The 17,306-nt window shown below is 69.8% G+C and carries 13 protein-coding genes; 5 read left to right on the top strand and 8 right to left on the bottom strand.

The genetic code is table 11. The annotated features are described in order from the left end of the window. Window positions 1-44: 44 nt before the first annotated feature. The 4 genes from RHA1_RS33495 to RHA1_RS33510 form a co-directional block, all read right to left on the bottom strand. Complete coding sequence (locus tag RHA1_RS33495) at window positions 45-2,153, bottom strand: 3-hydroxyacyl-CoA dehydrogenase NAD-binding domain-containing protein (protein ID WP_011598614.1); 2,109 nt, start codon at window positions 2,151-2,153, stop codon at window positions 45-47. Beyond that, the gene (locus RHA1_RS33500) at window positions 2,154-3,362 is read right to left on the bottom strand and encodes a thiolase family protein (RefSeq protein ID WP_011598615.1); all 1,209 of its coding nucleotides are present in this window, start codon (window positions 3,360-3,362) and stop codon (window positions 2,154-2,156) included. Window positions 3,363-3,507: 145 nt separating this feature from the next. After that, on the bottom strand, window positions 3,508-4,797 hold the full coding sequence (locus RHA1_RS33505; RefSeq protein ID WP_009480103.1) for a ribonuclease D: 1,290 nt from the start codon (window positions 4,795-4,797) through the stop codon (window positions 3,508-3,510). Window positions 4,798-4,846: 49 nt separating this feature from the next. After that, window positions 4,847-6,241, bottom strand: a complete 1,395-nt coding sequence (locus tag RHA1_RS33510) for a WS/DGAT/MGAT family O-acyltransferase (protein WP_011598616.1) — start codon at window positions 6,239-6,241, stop codon at window positions 4,847-4,849. Window positions 6,242-6,406: 165 nt separating this feature from the next. Here RHA1_RS33510 and RHA1_RS33515 point away from each other — a divergent pair, with 165 nt between their 5' ends. Continuing rightward, window positions 6,407-7,657, top strand: coding sequence for an alpha/beta hydrolase (locus RHA1_RS33515; protein WP_011598617.1), 1,251 nt, complete (start codon window positions 6,407-6,409; stop codon window positions 7,655-7,657). Here the strand turns inward: RHA1_RS33515 and RHA1_RS33520 are convergent, their stop codons facing one another. Further along, window positions 7,658-8,251: a DUF3000 domain-containing protein gene (locus RHA1_RS33520; RefSeq protein WP_009480106.1), complete on the bottom strand. Its 594-nt coding sequence runs from the start codon at window positions 8,249-8,251 to the stop codon at window positions 7,658-7,660. A 161-nt stretch (window positions 8,252-8,412) separates the two neighbouring features. Here RHA1_RS33520 and hemE point away from each other — a divergent pair, with 161 nt between their 5' ends. Genes hemE through RHA1_RS33540 form a run of 4 tightly spaced genes read left to right on the top strand, consistent with a single transcriptional unit; the run spans window position 8,413 to window position 13,902 of the window. Beyond that, the gene (gene hemE / locus RHA1_RS33525) at window positions 8,413-9,480 is read left to right on the top strand and encodes a uroporphyrinogen decarboxylase (protein ID WP_005263993.1); all 1,068 of its coding nucleotides are present in this window, start codon (window positions 8,413-8,415) and stop codon (window positions 9,478-9,480) included. Continuing rightward, on the top strand, window positions 9,477-10,838 hold the full coding sequence (locus RHA1_RS33530) for a protoporphyrinogen oxidase (RefSeq protein WP_011598618.1): 1,362 nt from the start codon (window positions 9,477-9,479) through the stop codon (window positions 10,836-10,838). The genes hemE and RHA1_RS33530 overlap by 4 nt, the downstream gene beginning before the upstream one ends. A 4-nt stretch (window positions 10,839-10,842) precedes the next feature. Continuing rightward, window positions 10,843-11,538: a hydrogen peroxide-dependent heme synthase gene (gene hemQ, locus RHA1_RS33535; protein ID WP_009480109.1), complete on the top strand. Its 696-nt coding sequence runs from the start codon at window positions 10,843-10,845 to the stop codon at window positions 11,536-11,538. Between the two features lie 15 nt (window positions 11,539-11,553). After that, the gene (locus RHA1_RS33540; protein WP_011598619.1) at window positions 11,554-13,902 is read left to right on the top strand and encodes a molybdopterin guanine dinucleotide-containing S/N-oxide reductase; all 2,349 of its coding nucleotides are present in this window, start codon (window positions 11,554-11,556) and stop codon (window positions 13,900-13,902) included. Here RHA1_RS33540 and msrB read toward each other — a convergent pair. The 3 genes from msrB to RHA1_RS33555 are packed head-to-tail and all read right to left on the bottom strand — an operon-like array spanning window position 13,862 to window position 17,295. Then, on the bottom strand, window positions 13,862-14,299 hold the full coding sequence (gene msrB / locus RHA1_RS33545) for a peptide-methionine (R)-S-oxide reductase MsrB (protein ID WP_009480111.1): 438 nt from the start codon (window positions 14,297-14,299) through the stop codon (window positions 13,862-13,864). The two genes, RHA1_RS33540 and msrB, sit on opposite strands and share 41 nt — an antisense overlap. Before the next feature lie 58 nt (window positions 14,300-14,357). Then, window positions 14,358-15,695 (bottom strand): glycosyltransferase family 87 protein, encoded by a 1,338-nt coding sequence (locus RHA1_RS33550; protein ID WP_009480112.1) that lies wholly within the window; start codon window positions 15,693-15,695, stop codon window positions 14,358-14,360. Window positions 15,696-15,729: 34 nt separating this feature from the next. Next, a complete protein-coding gene (locus RHA1_RS33555; RefSeq protein WP_016880150.1) occupies window positions 15,730-17,295 on the bottom strand; it encodes an alpha/beta fold hydrolase in 1,566 nt (521 codons plus the stop codon). Window positions 17,296-17,306 lie beyond the last annotated feature (11 nt).

Genomic DNA, 17,306 nt, shown 5'->3' on the forward strand with positions numbered 1-17,306 from the left:
GAGTGGCGACGTGTGCCGGGGCACACGTCGCCACTCACGTGGGGTCAGACGCTCGCGACGCCCGGTGCCAGGAACCGCTTGCCGTTGACGGCCTCGGACGTGCCGGTGCGGTCCAGGTACGGCGTGATGCCACCGTTCCAGAAGCCGAACCCGCCGCCCAGGATCAGGCAGAGGTCGATGTCCTCGGCCGCGGCGACGACACCCTCGTCGAGCATGATCTGGATCTCCTCGGCGAACGCGCGACGCGTGCGCTCCAGAACCTCTTCGGACGTGGACGCCTTGTCGCCCTGCTTCCACAGTTCGGCGACCTCGGGGTCGACGACCTGCTTGCCGTCGGCACCGTAACTCCACACCGCCGACTTCTTGGCCTCGACCAGCGCCTCGAGTCCGGGGGAGTTGTGGAAGCGTTCGGGGTACGCCTCGGCGAGGGTCTCGCCGGTGTGCAGTGCGACCGCAGGCCCGACGAGGGCCAGCAGGGTGAACGGGGTCATCGGCATGCCGAGTTCGGCGATGGCGTTGTCGGCCACCTCGAACGGGGTGCCCTCGTCGACCGCGTTCATGACCTCACCGAGGGTGCGGATCAGCAGCCGGTTGAAGACGAACCCGGGCAGGTCGGCGGAACCGACCGCCGACTTCTTGAGCGCCTTGGCAGTGGCGAACGCCGTTGCCAGCGTGGCGTCGTCGGTCTTCTCGCCCTTGATGACCTCGAGCAGGGGCAGCACGGCGACCGGGTTGAAGAAGTGGAAGCCGACCACCCGCTCGGGGTGCTTCAGGTCCGCGGCCATCTTGGTGATCGACAGCGAGGACGTGTTGGTCGCCAGGATCGTCTCCGGGGCGATGTGCTCCTCGAGTTCGGCGAAGATCTTCTTCTTCAGATCGAGGTTCTCGAACACGGCCTCGATCACGAAGTCGGTCTTCGCGAACGCGGCCTTGTCCAGCGAGCCGGACACGAGACCCTTGAGACGGTTCGCCGCGTCCGGGGACAACCGGCCCTTGCCCTGCAGCTTGTCGATCTCGCCGTGGACGTAGCCGACGCCCTTGTCGATGCGCTCCTGGTCGATGTCGGTGAGGATGACCGGCACCTTGAGCTGGCGGACGAACAGCATCGCGAGCTGGCTGGCCATCAGACCGGCACCGACGATGCCGACGCCGGTGACCTTGCGCGCGAGGGACTTGTCCGGTGCGCCTGCGGGACGCTTGGCGCGCTTGTTCACCAGGTCGAACGCGTACAGGCCTGCGCGGAGCTCGTCGGCGAGCAGCAGGTCGGCGAGCGCCTCGTCCTCGGCGGCGAAGCCTTTGTCGAGCGACGCGGGATCGGTGAGATCGGTGGTCCGGGCCAGCTCGAGGAGTTCGACGGCCTTGACCGGTCCGGGGGCGTTGTTCTTGGTCTTGCCCTCGACGATCGCCTTCGCGCGGGCGATCGCGTCGTCCCAGCCCTTGCCCCGGTCGATCTCGGGTCGCGCCGGGGTGATCTCGCCGGCCAGGACCTGCGCGGCCCAGGCGAACGACTGCTCGAGGAAGTCGGCCGAACCGAACACCGCGTCGACGACGCCGAGTTCGAGGGCCTTCTTCGGGTTGAGCGTCTTGTTCTGGTTCAGCGCGTTCTCGAGGACGACGGTGACGGCGTTCGAGGGGCCGATGAGGTTGGGCAGCAACTGCGTTCCGCCCCAGCCCGGAACCAGTCCGAGGAACGTCTCGGGCAGACCCAGTGCGCCCGCGCTCTCGGATGCGGTGCGGTAGTGGCTGTGCAACGCGACCTCGAGCCCGCCGCCGAGTGCGACGCCGTTGACGAACGCGAACGTCGGCACGGACGATTCGCGCAGCCGGCGGAACACCTTGTGCCCGAGCCGGCCGAGTTCGAGCGCCTGGTCACGGTTCGTGATGCTCGGAACACCCTTGAGGTCCGCGCCCGCGGCGAAGATGAAGGGCTTGCCGGTGATCGCGATGGCGACGGGATGGGCGGCGAACGCCTCGTCCAGTGCGGCGTCGAGGGCCTTCAGGCCGCCCGGGCCGAACGACGACGGCTTGGTGTGGTCGAAACCGTTGTCGAGGGTGATCAGCGCGACCGGGCCCTCGATGCCGGGTACGGCGACGATCTTGGTGTACGCGTTGGTCACGACCTCGTCGGCGAATGCCGTTGCAATGTCGGTCATCTACTTGGCTCCATCGAAGTTCGGGTTCTCCCAGATCACGGTTCCGCCCATGCCCAGACCGATGCACATCGTGGTCAGGCCGTAGCGGACGTCGGGGCGCTGGGCGAACTGGCGGGACAGCTGGGTCATCAGGCGGACACCGGAGGACGCGAGGGGGTGGCCGCACGCGATGGCACCGCCCCACTGGTTGACTCGCGGATCGTCGTCGGCGATGCCGTAGTGCTCGAGGAACGCGAGAACCTGAACGGCGAAGGCCTCGTTGATCTCGAACAGGCCGATGTCCTCGATCTTCAGACCGGTACGGCCCAGCAGTTTCTCGGTGGCCGGCACCGGGCCGATGCCCATGACGGCGGGGTCGACGCCCTGGAACGCGAATCCGACCATGCGCATGCCGATCGGCAGTCCGAGTTCGAGCGCGGTGTCCTCACCGGCGAGGAGGGCCGCGGTCGCGCCGTCGTTCAGACCGGCCGCGTTACCCGCGGTGATGCGGCCCGCGGGACGGAACGGCGTCTTCAGCTTGGCGAGGTCCTCGAGCGTGGTGCCCGGTCGCGGCGGCTCGTCCTCGGTGGCCAGGCCCCAGCCCGCGGCGGAGCGGGTGGCGACGGGCACGAGGGTGTCGGCGATGAAGCCGGCCTTGCGGGCGGCCTCGTACTTGTTCTGGCTCGCGACGGCGTACGCGTCGGTGCGGTCCTTGGTGATGGTCGGGAACCGGTCGTGCAGGTTCTCGGCCGTGTTGCCCATGACGAGGGCGCTGGGGTCGACGAGGCGGTCGGCGAGGAACCGGGGGTTCGGGTCTGCGCCCTCGCCCATCGGGTGGCGGCCCATGTGCTCGACGCCGCCCGCGATCACTACGTCGTACTGGCCGAAGCCGATGCCCGACGCGGTGGTGGTGACGGACGTCATGGCGCCGGCGCACATGCGGTCGATCGCGAAACCGGGGACGGTCTCGGGGAGCCCGGCCAGGATCGCGGAGGTGCGGCCGATGGTGAGACCCTGATCGCCCGTCTGCGTGGTCGCGGCGATGGCGACCTCGTCGATGCGCGCGGGGTCGAGCTGCGGGTTGCGGCGAAGCAGCTCGCGGATGGTCTTGACGACGAGGTCGTCCGCACGGGTCTCCGCGTAGATGCCCTTGGGGCCGGCCTTGCCGAACGGAGTGCGGATGCCGTCGACGAACACGACGTTGCGTTGAGTTGTGGTGGATGGAGCCACGCGAATTCCTCCTGATGGAGCAGTTTGGTTCCGGATCACGGCCAGGCGTCCGGCCTCCAGACCAGCGTACCCCTACCGTTACTCACGGGTAACTTAATGGGTACCTCATCGGGAATTCACGCGCTCACCCCGCGCGTGCAGTCGATCAGTCGTCGCCGGAACCCTTCTGCTCGGCGGCGGAGAGCAGCGCGCTCGCCAGTACGGGCACCGTCAGCATCCGCTGCCATGGGCGGGCACCGCCCGCGTCGAGCACCCGGTCGATCGCCGACTCGACGTCGCCGCCCTCGGGGGCCGACCAGTCCCAGCACAACCTGCGGACGAGTTCCGGGGTCACCAGGTTCTCCACCGGCACCGACACCTCCGTACCGAGAGCGGCCAGCGCGGCGCGGGCCGCCGTCAGCCGCTCGGCGGCGTCGGGGTCGTGCCGCGCCCACCGACTCGCCGGCGGCGGTCCCGTGAACGGCGGGGTCTTCGGAGGCAGTTCCGTGTCCGGCAGTGCCCGGGCATCCTCGAGCGCCTGTAGCCAGATCCGGGAGTGCCGCCGCTGACGGGGACCGCCGAACACGGGCAGCGCCCGCAGTGCCTCGATGCTCCGCGGGTCCTTCGTCGCGGCGTCGATGATCGCCGCATCCGGCAGGACCCGGCTGGGGGAGACGTCGCGTTTGCGGGCGAGGTCCTCGCGGGCCTGCCACAGCGAACGGGCGGCGGCGAGTTGCCGCTGCGTCTTCAGCGACGTGATGTGCGACGTCCGCCGCCAGCGGTCGGCCTTGGGCTTCGGGGGCCCCGCGAGCCGGATGTGCTCGAATTCCTGTGCAGCCCACTCGCTCTTGCCCTGCTCGTCGAGTTCCGCGGCCATCACGTTCCGCAACTCGACGAGAACCTCGACGTCGAGGGCCGCGTAGTTTAGCCAGGAATCGGGCAGCGGCCGCTTCGACCAGTCGGCGGCGCCGTGGCCCTTCCGCAGTTCGAGGCCCAGCGTCCGCTCGACGATCGCGGCGAGACCGACCCGTTCGAACCCGGCGAGGCGCCCCGCCAGTTCGGTGTCGAACAGTGTCGCCGGCGCCAGGCCGATCTCCGCGAGCCCCGGCAGATCCTGGTCCGCGGAGTGCAGGATCCACTCCAGCGGGTTGATCACCTCCGCCAGCGGGGCGAGATCGGCGGCGGTGGGGATCGGGTCGAGGAGCACCGTCCCCGCACCTTCCCGGCGCAACTGCACGAGATACGCCCGCGCCGAATAGCGGAAGCCGGACGCCCGCTCGGCGTCGACCGCCAGCGGGCCGGTGCCCTCGCTCAGCGCGGCCGCGGCCTTCGCGACACCCTCCGCCGTGGTCACGACGTCGGGCACGCCGTCCCGGGGTGCGAGCAGGGGAACGATCTGCCGGCCGGGCTCTTCGGCAGGGCCGGGTGACGAGGCGTCGTCGGTGACTTCGGACATGACAGCTGACTCTACGTCGCTTCGGGATTCCCGCAGCGCACCGGCGGGTTCACGACCGGTTCCCCGCTGCCTCGACGAGCTCGTCCAATGCCGCGGGAAACGCGTCGACGAGGTCCCAGAGGTGGGGTGCGAGTTCCGGGCAGCTCATCAGGCCGACGTCGAGCTGACCGTTCAGCGACATCACCGTCACGTTGAGCCCGGCGCCATGGAAGATCGGGCCCAGCGGATACATCGCCTTGATCAGGGCACCCAGGAAATACAGCGGGACCGACGGCCCGGGCACGTTGGAGATCACCAGGTTGTGGACCACCGGATGCCGTTCCGCCAGGCCGAGGGTCGAGTAGAGGCGCATGGCGGTGCCGAACACGGCCTGCCCGGCGAACTGGGACCAGTCCTGCAGCAGGCTCGCGCCGAGGGTTTCGTTGTGTTCCTTCGACGTCGAGTTGTGCTCGCCGATCGCGAGCAGGCGTTCGGCCGGATCCTCGATCTGGGTGCCGAGTTGGGTGAACATGCCGGACACCTGGTTGGTGCCCGGCCGGTCCGACTTTCCGTGGACCGAGACCGGGACGATGGCGACCAGCGACTTGTCGGGCAGCTCCCGGCGGTCCTGCAGGTATTTGCGCAGTGCGCCCGAGCACAGTGCGAGCACCACGTCGTTGACCTTGACGTCGAACGCGTCCTTGACCGTCTTGACCTTCTCGAGGTCGAGCTGGGTGAACGCGAGATTGCGGTGACTGGTCAACGTGCCGTTCAGGGACGTGCGCGGCGCGGTGAACGGCGCGGGCATCGCCGCACCGCGGCGGGCCCGGCCGATCCAGCGGGGCAGCAGTGTCAGGCTCTGCGGGACGATCCTCAGCAGTTTCGCGGGCCGGGACGCGACGGCGAGCAGCCCGCCGACGGCGATGTCGAGCGTGCTGGCCTGCCCCGCGCTCTCGGCGGAGTCGTCGGGGCCGGGGCGTGGTGCGTCCGGTTCGAGGCCGCACAGCTGGGCCATCATGTTGGCGCCGGTGATGCCGTCGACCCCGGCGTGGTGCATCTTCGACATGACGGCGACGGAACCGTCCTCGAGGCCCTCGATCACCCACATCTCCCACAGCGGCCGGGCGCGGTCGAGGGGAATGCCTGCGATGTCGCCACACAGTTCGGCCAGCTCGTCGCGGCCGCCGGGGGCGGGGAGCGCGACGCGGTGGCAGTGCCGGTCGATGTCGAAGTCGGTGTCCTCGACCCACACGGGGTGGTCGAGGTTGAACTTCGAGTCCTGCAGCTTGCGCCGGAACGAGGGAATCGCCTCGGTGCGCGCGCCGAGTTCCGCCTTGAGCTGGGCGAACGTGTAGCCGCCCGGAACCGTCGACACGTCGAGAACGATGACTCCGCAGACGTGGAGGAGTTGCGTCGACGTTTCGAGGTAGAGGAAGGATGCGTCGAGACCGCTGAGTCGCTGCATGTCCTGATACTAGAACACGTTCTAGAATGTGGTCCATCGAATCGTGAATCAACGAGGTCGACGCCGTGGCCCGGCCCGCGAGACGCGGCTCCGTCTCGTTCTCGATCCGGCGTCCGCCGCCGGGGTGGGCAACCGATCGATTAGAACATGTTCTACGGTTGAGGTATGACCCGAGGCTTCGTTCTCCGGCAGGCCGTCGGCGCCGCACTCGCCGCCAACGCCCTGCGTCCCCTGCCCGGTGCGCCCACGTCGGTGGTCGCGTTCTTCTCAGGGTGGCTCACCACCGAACTCGCACCGCACCTGCTCGCCGTGACCGCCGCCGACGCCGCCCAGCACGCCGCGCGTCACGGAACGCGAACCCGAAGCGACCGTGTCGGCCTCGCGCTGGCCGCCGCATCCGCCGCCGGGCTCGCCGCCGTGATCGCCACCGGTCGTGGCGCCGGAGCGGAAGCCGAATCCGCGCTCGTCGAGACGCTCGGCGAGAACTACACCGACCGCGACAGCGCCATCGAACACCCGGGGCGGCCCGTGTGGCGGCAACTCCTCAACCCGTTCTGGATGCGGAACAAAGCGGTCACCCGGGTCCGCAACCTCGCGTACGGGCCGGGCGGGCGCCGGGCCCGCCTCGACATCTACCACCGGCAGGATCTGCCGTCGAAGAGCCCGGTCCTCCTGCAGATCCACGGCGGCGGATGGGTGATCGGGAACAAGGATCAACAGGGTCTGCCGCTCATGCTCGAGATGGCCTCGCGGGGGTGGGTGTGCGCGGCCGTCAACTACCCGCTGTCGCCGAAGGCGAAGTGGCCCGAACACCTGATCGCAATCAAGCAGGCGCTGGCCTGGCTCCGGGAGCACGTCGAGGAGTACGGCGGCAACCCCGACTTCATCGCCGTCACAGGTGGTTCCGCGGGTGGCCACCTCGCCGCCATGGTGGGACTCACCGCGAACGACAGTCACCTGCAGCCGGGGTTCGAGGACGTCGACACGTCCGTTCAGGCGTGTGTCCCGTACTACGGTGTCTACGACATCGCCGGCGACACCGGAATCAAGGCGGTCCTCCAGCGCGTGCACTCCGGACTGATGCCGATGGTGCTCGGCAAGCACGCCACGTTCCCCGACGACTACCGGGCCGCGTCCCCGCTCGCGCACCTGCGGGCGGACGCACCGCCGTTCTTCGTGATTCACGGCACGAGCGATTCGCTGATCCCCGTCGCCGAGGCGCGGATCTTCGTCGACGAGCTCCGGCAGGTGTCCGACAACCCCGTCGTCTACGCCGAATTGAAGGGCGCGCAGCACGCGTTCGACGTGTTCCCCTCGATCCGCAGCATCTCCGTCACGCAGGCGGTCGGGCGCTTCCTGGAATGGTCGCGCAGCGCCACCACCGACGTGCCCGCGGCGGGCACGGAATCGGCCTGACTACTTGCCGCCCAGCGTCCGCAGCTGCGACACCCCGGCGGGCGGCAGGCCGGCCGCATACGCCAGGACCTCGCAGAACGCCTCGACGTGCGTGGCCAGTTCGACGGACGTCGCCGTCCACGACGCACGCAGTTCCAGCTGATGCGCATGCGGGGGGCCGGCGATGTCGCCGTAGCGCACCGACGTCGTCGCCGTCACCGTCCCGCCGAGCGCGTTGAGCGGTTCGTGGCGCGACTCGAGAGCGTCGACGAGCCAGCTCCACGCCACTTCGGGAAGCAGGGGGTCGGACGCCACGGCGGCGTCGAGATCGGCCTGAATGTAGGCGACCAGCCGCATCGTGCCGTTCCAGGCCTCGTCACCCTCGGGGTCGAACAGGAGGATCAACCTGCCGAACGCGTCACCCTCGCTCTGTTCGGCGACGACCCCGGTGTCCTCGTGCACGACCTCTGCGCCGACGGCGTAGCTGTACGGCGCGAGCCGTTGCGGGGGCCGGATGGGGCCCACCTCGATGTCCGCGCGAACCTGCGCGGAATTCATCGCTTCGACCGCGGCGCGGAACTCGGCCGGTTCGGCGGGCGATCCCGAAGTCGTCACAGCTCGGGACGTTAGACCCGGACCTACACATCTCGTCGGAGGCGCGCCGAGCAGGGCCGATCGGCGGCGGAGTCCCGGCATGGCAGCATGAGAGCTGCCGAAATTCGAGCAGGCAGAGAGCGCGAGGACCGATGAGCGGGTTGGAAAGCACCAATGCAGGCATGAGCGAACGGGCGACGTACGCCGCGAGGCGGGTGCTCCCCGACGCACCCCTCCTGGCGGCCGCGGAAGGCCGTACCCCCGGCCGTCGCCCGGTGTGGTTCATGCGGCAGGCAGGCCGCTCGCTTCCCGAATACCGCGAGATCCGGTCGGGGATCGGCATGCTCGAGTCGTGCTTCGATCCGGCACTCGTCTGCGAGATCACCATGCAGCCGGTGCGCAGGCACGGCGTCGACGCCGCGATCCTGTTCTCCGACATCGTGGTGCCGCTCAAGGCCGCCGGGATCGATCTCGACATCGTCGCCGGCACCGGTCCCGTCGTCGCGAACCCGGTCCGGTCGATCGCCGACGTCGCCGCCCTGCCGCGCCTCGTGCCGGAAGAGGTCGGCGCCGTCGCGCAGGCCGTGCAGCTGCTCACCGCGGAACTCGGGTCGACGCCGCTGATCGGCTTCGCCGGAGCCCCGTTCACCCTCGCCTCGTACCTGGTGGAGGGCGGTCCGAGTCGCAATCACGAGCGCACGAAGGCGCTGATGCACTCCGACCCCCGCACGTGGCACGCGCTGCTCGGCACCCTCGCCGACACCACCATCACCTTCCTGCAGACCCAGCTGCGCGCCGGTGTCGACGCGATCCAGCTGTTCGACTCGTGGGCCGGCGCGCTGTCCCTCGCCGAGTACCGGGAATTCGTGCTGCCCCACTCCGAGCGGGTGTTCGCCGAGGTGGAGAGCGCGAAGGTGCCGCGTATCCACTTCGGTGTCGGAACCGGTGAACTGCTCGGCGCGATGGGCGAAGCGGGCGCCGACGTGGTGGGCGTCGACTGGCGCATCCCGCTGGATGTGGCGGCGCGCCGGGTCGGCCCGGGCAAGGCGCTCCAGGGCAACCTCGACCCCGCGGTGCTGTTCGCGGGGCCGGCGGCCGTCGAGAAGCAGGTCCGCCGCATCACCGCGGAAGCCGACGCCGCCCTCGCCGCCGGCGCCACGGGACACATCTTCAACCTCGGGCACGGCGTGCTGCCCGACACCGACCCGGGTGCGCTGACCGCGCTGGTCGAGCTGGTGCACTCGCTGTGACGGGGTCGTCGCCGAACGTTCTCGTCGTCGGCGGCGGCATCTCCGGGCTCGTCGCCGCGTACCGGCTGCGGCAACGGCTCGGCGCCGATGCCCGGATCATCCTCGCCGACGGCGCGGAACGGCTCGGCGGCAAGCTACGCACGGTGGACCTGGCGGGGGAACCCGTCGACGTCGGGGCGGAAGCCTTCATCGCGCGGCGGCCGGAACTCCCGGCCCTGCTCGGCGAACTCGGCCTCTCCGACCAGCTGGTGTATCCGGCGGGACTGCGGCCGCTCATCTGGTCCGAGGACGCGCTGCACCCGCTGCCGGCCGACACCCTCATGGGGATACCGGCGGAGGGAAACAGCCTGCGCGGTCTCGTCGACGACCGGACGCTCGCGCGCATGGCGGGGGAGCGGACGGTGCCTTTCGACTGGACACCGGGCGCCGACGTCGCCGTCGGTGCACTGGTCGGCGACCGGTTCGGCGCGCAGGTGGTCCAGCGGTCGGTGGATCCGCTTCTCGGAGGGGTCTATTCGGGTCTCGCGGACACCATCGGCGTGCGCGCCGCCCTGCCCACTCTCGCGGCGGCGCTCGACCGCGGCGCCACGAGCCTGTCCGCGGCCGTGGCGGACGCCCTCCCCGCCCCCACCCCCGGGCCCGTGTTCGGGGCGCTGCGCGACGGCTACGGCGTCCTGCTGCGCGCCCTGACGGAGGCCGCGTCGGTGGAGATCGTGCACGAGCGGATCCGGACACTCGGCCGGGACGGCGACGGCTGGTCGGCGGACCTCGTGGGCCGCGTCGACGGGGTCGTCCTCGCCGTGCCCGCCCCGCAACTCGCCGACCTGCTCGCCGGCATCGCCCCCCGCGCGTCGGCGGCCGCCGCGGACATCCCATTGGCCTCCTCGGCGGTCGTCGCGCTGGCGCTGCCGATCCGGGTCGACCTCCCGCAGAACTCCGGGATCCTCGTCGCCACCGACGCCACGCTCGGCGCGAAAGCGTTCACCCTGTCGAGCCGCAAGTGGCCCCACCTCGCCGAGCGGGAGGTGACCCTCGTCCGGGCGTCGTTCGGCCGGTTCGGCGACGCCGCCGTCGTCGACGCACCCGACGACGAGCTGATCGCCGCCGCCCGGCGGGACCTCGCGACCGTCACCGGGGTGTCCGCGGAACCCGTCGCGGTACACGTCCAGCGCTGGCACGGCGGCCTGCCGCAGTACGGTCCCGGCCATCTCGACCGGGTGGCGGTGATCGAGCAGGAAGTCGCAGGTCTGGACGGTCTCGAGGTGTCCGGGGCACTCCTCCACGGGGTCGGTGTTCCCGCGTGTGTGGCCGCTGCGACGACGGCGGCTGCACGGCTCGCCGGGCGAGTGGCACGATAGACCCATGGCACGCCTCGACTTCGACGCATTGAACTCTGAAATCCGCTACCTCATGTTCTCGGTGTTCCAGGTGGAACCCGGTGTACTCGGGGACGACCGGGAAGCTGTGATCAAGGAGGCGCGGATCTTCTTCGAAGGTCAGGCCGACAAGGGTGTCGTGGTGCGCGGGCTCTACGACGTGGCCGGCCTGCGAGCCGACGCCGACTTCATGATCTGGACGCACTCGCCCAGCATCGAAGCCCTCCAGGCCACCTACGCCGACTTCCGCCGCACCACCGCACTGGGCCGCGCGAGCAAGCCCGTGTGGAGCAACGTGGCGTGCCACCGGCCCGCCGAATTCAACAAGAGCCACATTCCGGCGTTCCTGGCCGGTGAGGACCCGGGCAACTACATCTGCGTGTACCCGTTCGTCCGCTCCTACGAGTGGTACCTGCTGCCCGACGAGGAGCGGCGCAAGATGCTCGCCGACCACGGTATGGCGGCCCGCACGTACAAGGACGTCCGCGCCAACACCGTGCCCTCGTTCGCGCTCGGCGACTACGAGTGGATTCTCGCGTTCGAGGCGCCCGAGCTGTACCGCATCGTCGACCTCATGCGCGACCTGCGTGCCACCGAGGCCCGCCTGCACGTCCGCGAGGAGGTGCCCTTCTTCACCGGCCCGCGGGTGGATGTGGAGAAGCTGATCACCGCTCTGCCGTGATCTGACACAGCACCGATGAATGACGCCGACGGGGCGCGCACCGCGCCCCGCTACCAGCACATGTCGCACTGGGGCATGTTCGAGGCCGAGGTCGCCGACGGCGACGTCGTCGCCGCCCACCCGTACACCGGTGACGCGAACCCGTCACCGGTGCTGGGCAACATCGCCGGATCGGTCCGCAGCAAGGCACGGATCACCGGCCCGGTGGTGCGCCGCGGGTGGCTCGAGAACGGCCCGGGACCCAGCAGTTCCCGAGGGTCCGACGAGTTCGTGTCGGTCGACTGGGAGGAGCTGACCCAGCGGCTGGCGAACGAACTGCGCAGAGTCGTCGACACGCACGGCAACAGCGCGATCTACGGCGGTTCGTACGGCTGGGCCAGCGCGGGACGGTTCCATCACGCCCAGAGTCAGGTCCACCGGTTCCTGAACACGCTCGGCGGCTACACCCGATCGGTGCACAGCTACTCGCTCGGCGCGACGGGCGTCATCATGCCCCGGGTGGTGGGCACGCACTGGAAGATGTTCGCTCGCTCCACGTCCTGGAAGATCATCGCCGAGCACACCGATCTCATGGTGTGCTTCGGTGGCGTCCCCCTCAAGAACACCGGCGTCAATCACGGCGGGACCAGCGACCACCCCACCCGCGACGCACTCGACGCCCTCCGGCGCCGCGGCGGATCCGTCGTGTCGTTCAGTCCGCTGCGCGACGACGTGCACGGCGCCGCCGAACGGCACGCCCCGGTGCCCGGCACCGATGTCGCGATCATGCTCGCCCTGGCGTTCGTCCTCGCGACGGAAGACCTGCATGACACGGCATTCCTGGGCAGCCACTGCGTCGGCTACGACCGCTTCGAGGACTACCTCCTCGGGCGCTCCGACGGCGTACCGAAATCGCCCGCGTGGGCCGAGCAGATCTCGGGCATCGCCGCAGCGGACCTCGTCGCCCTCGCCCGGCGGATGGCGGCGGGCAGGACGATGGTGACCGTCACCTGGTCGCTGCAGAGGGTGCGGCACGGTGAGCAGGCCCCGTGGATGGGGGTCACCCTCGCCGCGATGCTGGGCCAGATCGGCCTACCCGGCGGCGGTTTCGGCCACGGCTACGGTTCCATGAACGAACCCGGGCTCGCCCCCGTCCCGTACCCGCTGCCCACGCTTCCCCAGGGGTTGAACCCCGTGCGCGACTTCATCCCCGTGGCCGCGATCTCGGACATGCTCCTGAACCCGGGCGCACCGTTCGACTACGACGGTCAGCGGCTGACGTACCCGGACATCAAGATGCTGTACTGGGCGGGCGGCAACCCGTTCCACCACCATCAGGACATTCCCCGTCTGCGCCGGGCGCTGGCCCGTCCCGACACGATCGTCGTCCACGACCCCTACTGGACGCCGATGGCCCGGCACGCGGACATCGTCGTCCCATCTACCACTTCGCTCGAGCGGGCCGATCTCAGCTGCACCCGCAACGACCCGCTGCTCGTCGCCATGCACGCCGCCGTCGGGCCGTACGCCGACGCGCAGGACGACTACGACACGTTCGCCGCCGTCGCCCGGAAACTGGGTGTCGGGGAGAAGTTCACCGAGGGCCGCTCGTCCGAGCAGTGGCTCGAGCACCTGTACGGGCAGTGGCGTGACTTCGTCCGCGCGGACGGCGGTCCCGCCCCGAGTTTCGACGACTTCTGGGCGCAGGGCCACGTGCGGATGCGGACCGAGGACGACCTGATCCTGTTCGGCGACTTCCGGGCCGATCCGGTGAACTTCCCCCTCGCCACCCCGAGCGGGCGGATCGAGATCTTCTCCGCCGACATCGACGGATTCGGCTACGACGACTGTGCCGGACACCCACGCTGGTACGAGCCCGAGGAATGGCTGGGCGGCCGACGGGCACGGCAGTTCCCGCTGCACCTGATCGCCAACCAGCCGCGGACCCGCCTGCACAGCCAACTCGACCACGGCGGCACCAGCCAGAAATCGAAGATCCGGGGCCGCGAACCGCTCCGAATCCATCCGGACGACGCCGCCGCCCGCGGACTCACCGCCGGCGACGTCGTCCGCGTGTTCAACGACCGCGGCGCCTGCCTCGCCGGTGTGGTGGTGGACGAGGGCGTCCGGCGCGGTGTGGTCCAGTTGTCGACGGGGGCCTGGTACGACCCGCTCGACGCGACCGACCCGGATTCCCTCTGCGTGCACGGGAACCCCAACGTGCTGACCCCGGACGTGGGCACGTCGTCACTCGCCCACGGCTGCACGGGCCAGCACGTGCTCGTCGAGATCGAACGCTACGAGGGTGAGCTTCCGCCTATCCGGGCGTTCGATCCACCGACGATCATTCGCCGGTCGGTTCCAGGGTCAGCGAGATCGAATTGATGCAGTACCGCTGATCGGTGGGGGTGGGGTAGCCCTCGCCCTCGAAGACGTGGCCCAGGTGGCTGTGGCAGGTCCCGCACACCACCTCGACGCGGCGCATGCCCAGCGACGTGTCCTCGCGGAGGATGACGGCGTCCGAGTCGGCCGGATCGAAGAACGACGGCCACCCGCAGTGCGATTCGAACTTCTCGGTGCTGCGGAACAGCTCGGCGCCACAGGCCCGGCAGTGATAGACGCCTTCCGTCTTCGTGTCGGTGTACTCGCCGACGAAGGGTCGCTCGGTACCGGCCTGGCGCAGCACGGCGTACTCCTCGGGAGTCAGTTTCTCGCGCCACTCGCTGTCGGAGAGAGCAACCTTCGGGGCGGACTGCGTGGGATCCTGCTGCTGCGAACTCATGGCTCCACGCTAATACGTTTCGCCGATTCCGGCCGTGACGCCCTGCGTGCGACGCGGCCTACGTCTTGGCGGTGGCCGACTCGACCTGCGGCTGCACGTCCGGTTCCGGTTCCCGCGCCGGGGTGCCGTGAGCCTTCCCGTCCGGTTCGAGGAGGAACGCCGGGTCGATGCCCCGGTCGAGTCGCCCCTCGCGCCGTGCCGTGACGTAGCGGACGGTCAGCACGCCGAAGACCACGAGGAGCATCAGGCTCCACCCCAGCGTGGTCTTCATGTACTCGGCGGTCCGGCCGGCCTCGATGAACCGGCTCGACAGCCAGCTGTCGTAACTCATGAACCCGTACACGGCCAGCCACGCCGGCCAGTTCCGCATCACCGAATTCTTCAGCACCACGGACATCAGGAGCGGGAAGAGCATCATCGAGTAGTACATCTGGCCGAGCGAGCCGAGCAGCCACGACGCCGTCAGCAGAACCCCCGACGTGGTGACGACGAAGAACAGCTCGTCGTGGCGGTAGTAGCGGTAGAGCAGCCACAGGGAACTGAGCACGATGGCGGTGAAGACGCCGCGCAGGGCCCAGATCAGGGCGGTGGGGAGGCCGTAGTACTTGCCGTTGCCGACGATCGCGCTGTTGAAGTAGTCGCGCGATTCCATCAGGTACGGCACCGTGTGGCGCACGAAGTCCATCGGATCCGCGGACAGCGGCCACGCCACGGCGGTGAGGATCAGGGGAATGCCGATCGCGGTGACGAACACCTTCCACTGTCCGCGCACCAGAGGCAGCAGCAGGAGTGGGGCGAGGATCGGTTTGACCGCGAACGTCAGCCCGATGGCGACACCGGACCACATGTCCTTGCGCTTCATCAGCAACACGAGGAACGCGATCTCGCCGAGCAGGACCAGACCGTTGATGTTGGTGAAGACGAGGGTGTTGGTGACGGTCTCGGAGGAGAACGTGGCGAGCAGCAGGATCGGGGCCGCGATGGAGTTCAATCCCAGGCCGAACAGCCGCAGGAGCAGGTACAACGCGATCACGATGGCGATCGCGTTGGCGATGATGAACAACCACCGGGACTTCTCGGGGTCGATCACCGCGATCGGAGCCATCAGCAGGGTGCCGGACGGCGGATACAGGTAATGCGGATCGACCCAGTTGAAGTTGGCGGTGTAGACGGGGCGGCCGTTGAGGAAGGCCAGCGCAGCGTTGTAGACCGGTCGGAAGTCGTCGGTGATGTACCCGTTGACCGCCTTGACGACCACTCGATGCAGCACTGTCATGACGGCGATCGGCCACAGCGCGAAGTTGATTACCTCGTTGGCAGTCCGCCCGGTGCGCGGTTCGAGTTGTCGAAGGAACACCACGGCACGGTACACCGAGAAGCTCTGACGTGCGGTCACGCACCCCCTGTGGGTGTCGGACCGAACACGTCGGCTAGGCGGGGCAGGCGCTGCCGTCCGGGGGCAGCACGCCGTCCGCGACGTAGGTGACGATCGACTTCTGCGCGCAGTCCGAATGGGTGGCGGGGTGGCCGCTGCCGTGCCACGTCAGGGTCGCGGTCGCGGCGCCTGCGCTCGACACGGCACCGGTCACCGTCCCCACCCCGGCGTTCCCGACGACCGGGTCGGCGGTGCCGCTCAGCACCAGGACCGGGAGTGTCAGCTCGCCGGGCAGGGCGGGCGGCGCGGTCGCGGGCCAGGAGGTGCACGCGAGCAGTCCGACGGCGGCGTTCGGGCCGAACAGCGGGAACCGCTCACCCCACAGCTTCTGCAGTTCGCGAACGCGGTCGGGTGCGGGCCACTGCTGGCCGTCCGTGCAGCGGGTGATGAACTGGCCGTCGGTCTCGTAGGCCGCCTCGGCCTGCGCGATCGCCGCGAGGATCGGCGCCGTGTTTCCGGCGAGGGCGGCGGACACCGCATCGGACAGGGCTCGGACGCGGCCCTGTTGGTCGCCGCCCGCCGCGGCGAGCGACCCGGACACCGCGGTGAGGAGGGCGTTCGCGGAGACCCGCGGGATCTGGCCGTTCGCGGCGCGGGTGACGGCGTCGGTCGTCGCCGCGCGGGGATCGGCGCCGAGGGAGCAGTTCAGGGCGGTGCACTGGCGGGCGAACGCGTCGAATGCCGCCTCCTGACCCGCGACCTGCTGTTCGGTGGCGGTCGCGGCATCCACCGTGGTGACGGCGGGGGAGTCGAGGACGAGTCGGCCGATCCGATCGGGGTACTTGGCGGCGTAGCTGAGCGCGACGGCACTGCCGTTGCCGGTGGCGAGGATCCCGAGCGCATCGACGTCCCAGGTGCGGCGCAGCTCTTCGATGTCGTCGGCGGCGTGGGTGCTGTCGAACGCGAGTTCCTGCGGCTGCAGGTAGTCGGTGCACACGATGGTGGCGTCGCGGCCCAGCGCGGTGACCTTGTCGACCTGGTCACCCGTCCCCGGGTCGAACTGCCCGAGATTCGCCAGGCTGCTGCGGAGCTCCGGAGTGAGGCATTCGATCTCCTGTGAGGAGGCGATGCCGCGGCGGTCCACCGCGACCACCGGTCGCGTCGACAGCAGGGACGTCAGACCGCCGGTGCTCAGCGCGGCGAGCGTCGCGGTCGACGACCGGTCCGATCCCGACGTGAGCACCAGGGGGGCCGCGTTCTCGGGGGTGTCGGCGAGGCGTGCCCGCATGGCCCCCATAGTGAAGGAGCCGGGCAGGGTGCCGCTCTCGTCGACCGCCGACTCGTACGAGCCGCACTCGAAGATCAGCCCGGTGGGCGGCGTCGTTCCCGGGCCAAGGGCGCCGAGGGTGCTCTGCGTGCAGTCGGTCCACGCCAGATCGTTCTTCGGGGTCTGCAACACGGGCGGGGGAGCGTCGGCGTTCTCGGTCTCGGTCGCGGTGGGTTCGCTGCCGCCGCCCTCGCGTTCGACCGCCACGTGCGGCCGGTTGGACGGTCCGGCTCCGCACGCGCTGCACACCACGAGAACCATTGCGAGCAACACCGATCTGCGCATGGCGACCACCCTGCCAGGTT

Origin of the sequence: Rhodococcus jostii RHA1 (genome assembly GCF_000014565.1) — a bacterium.
GTDB lineage: Bacteria > Actinomycetota > Actinomycetes > Mycobacteriales > Mycobacteriaceae > Rhodococcus_F > Rhodococcus_F jostii_A.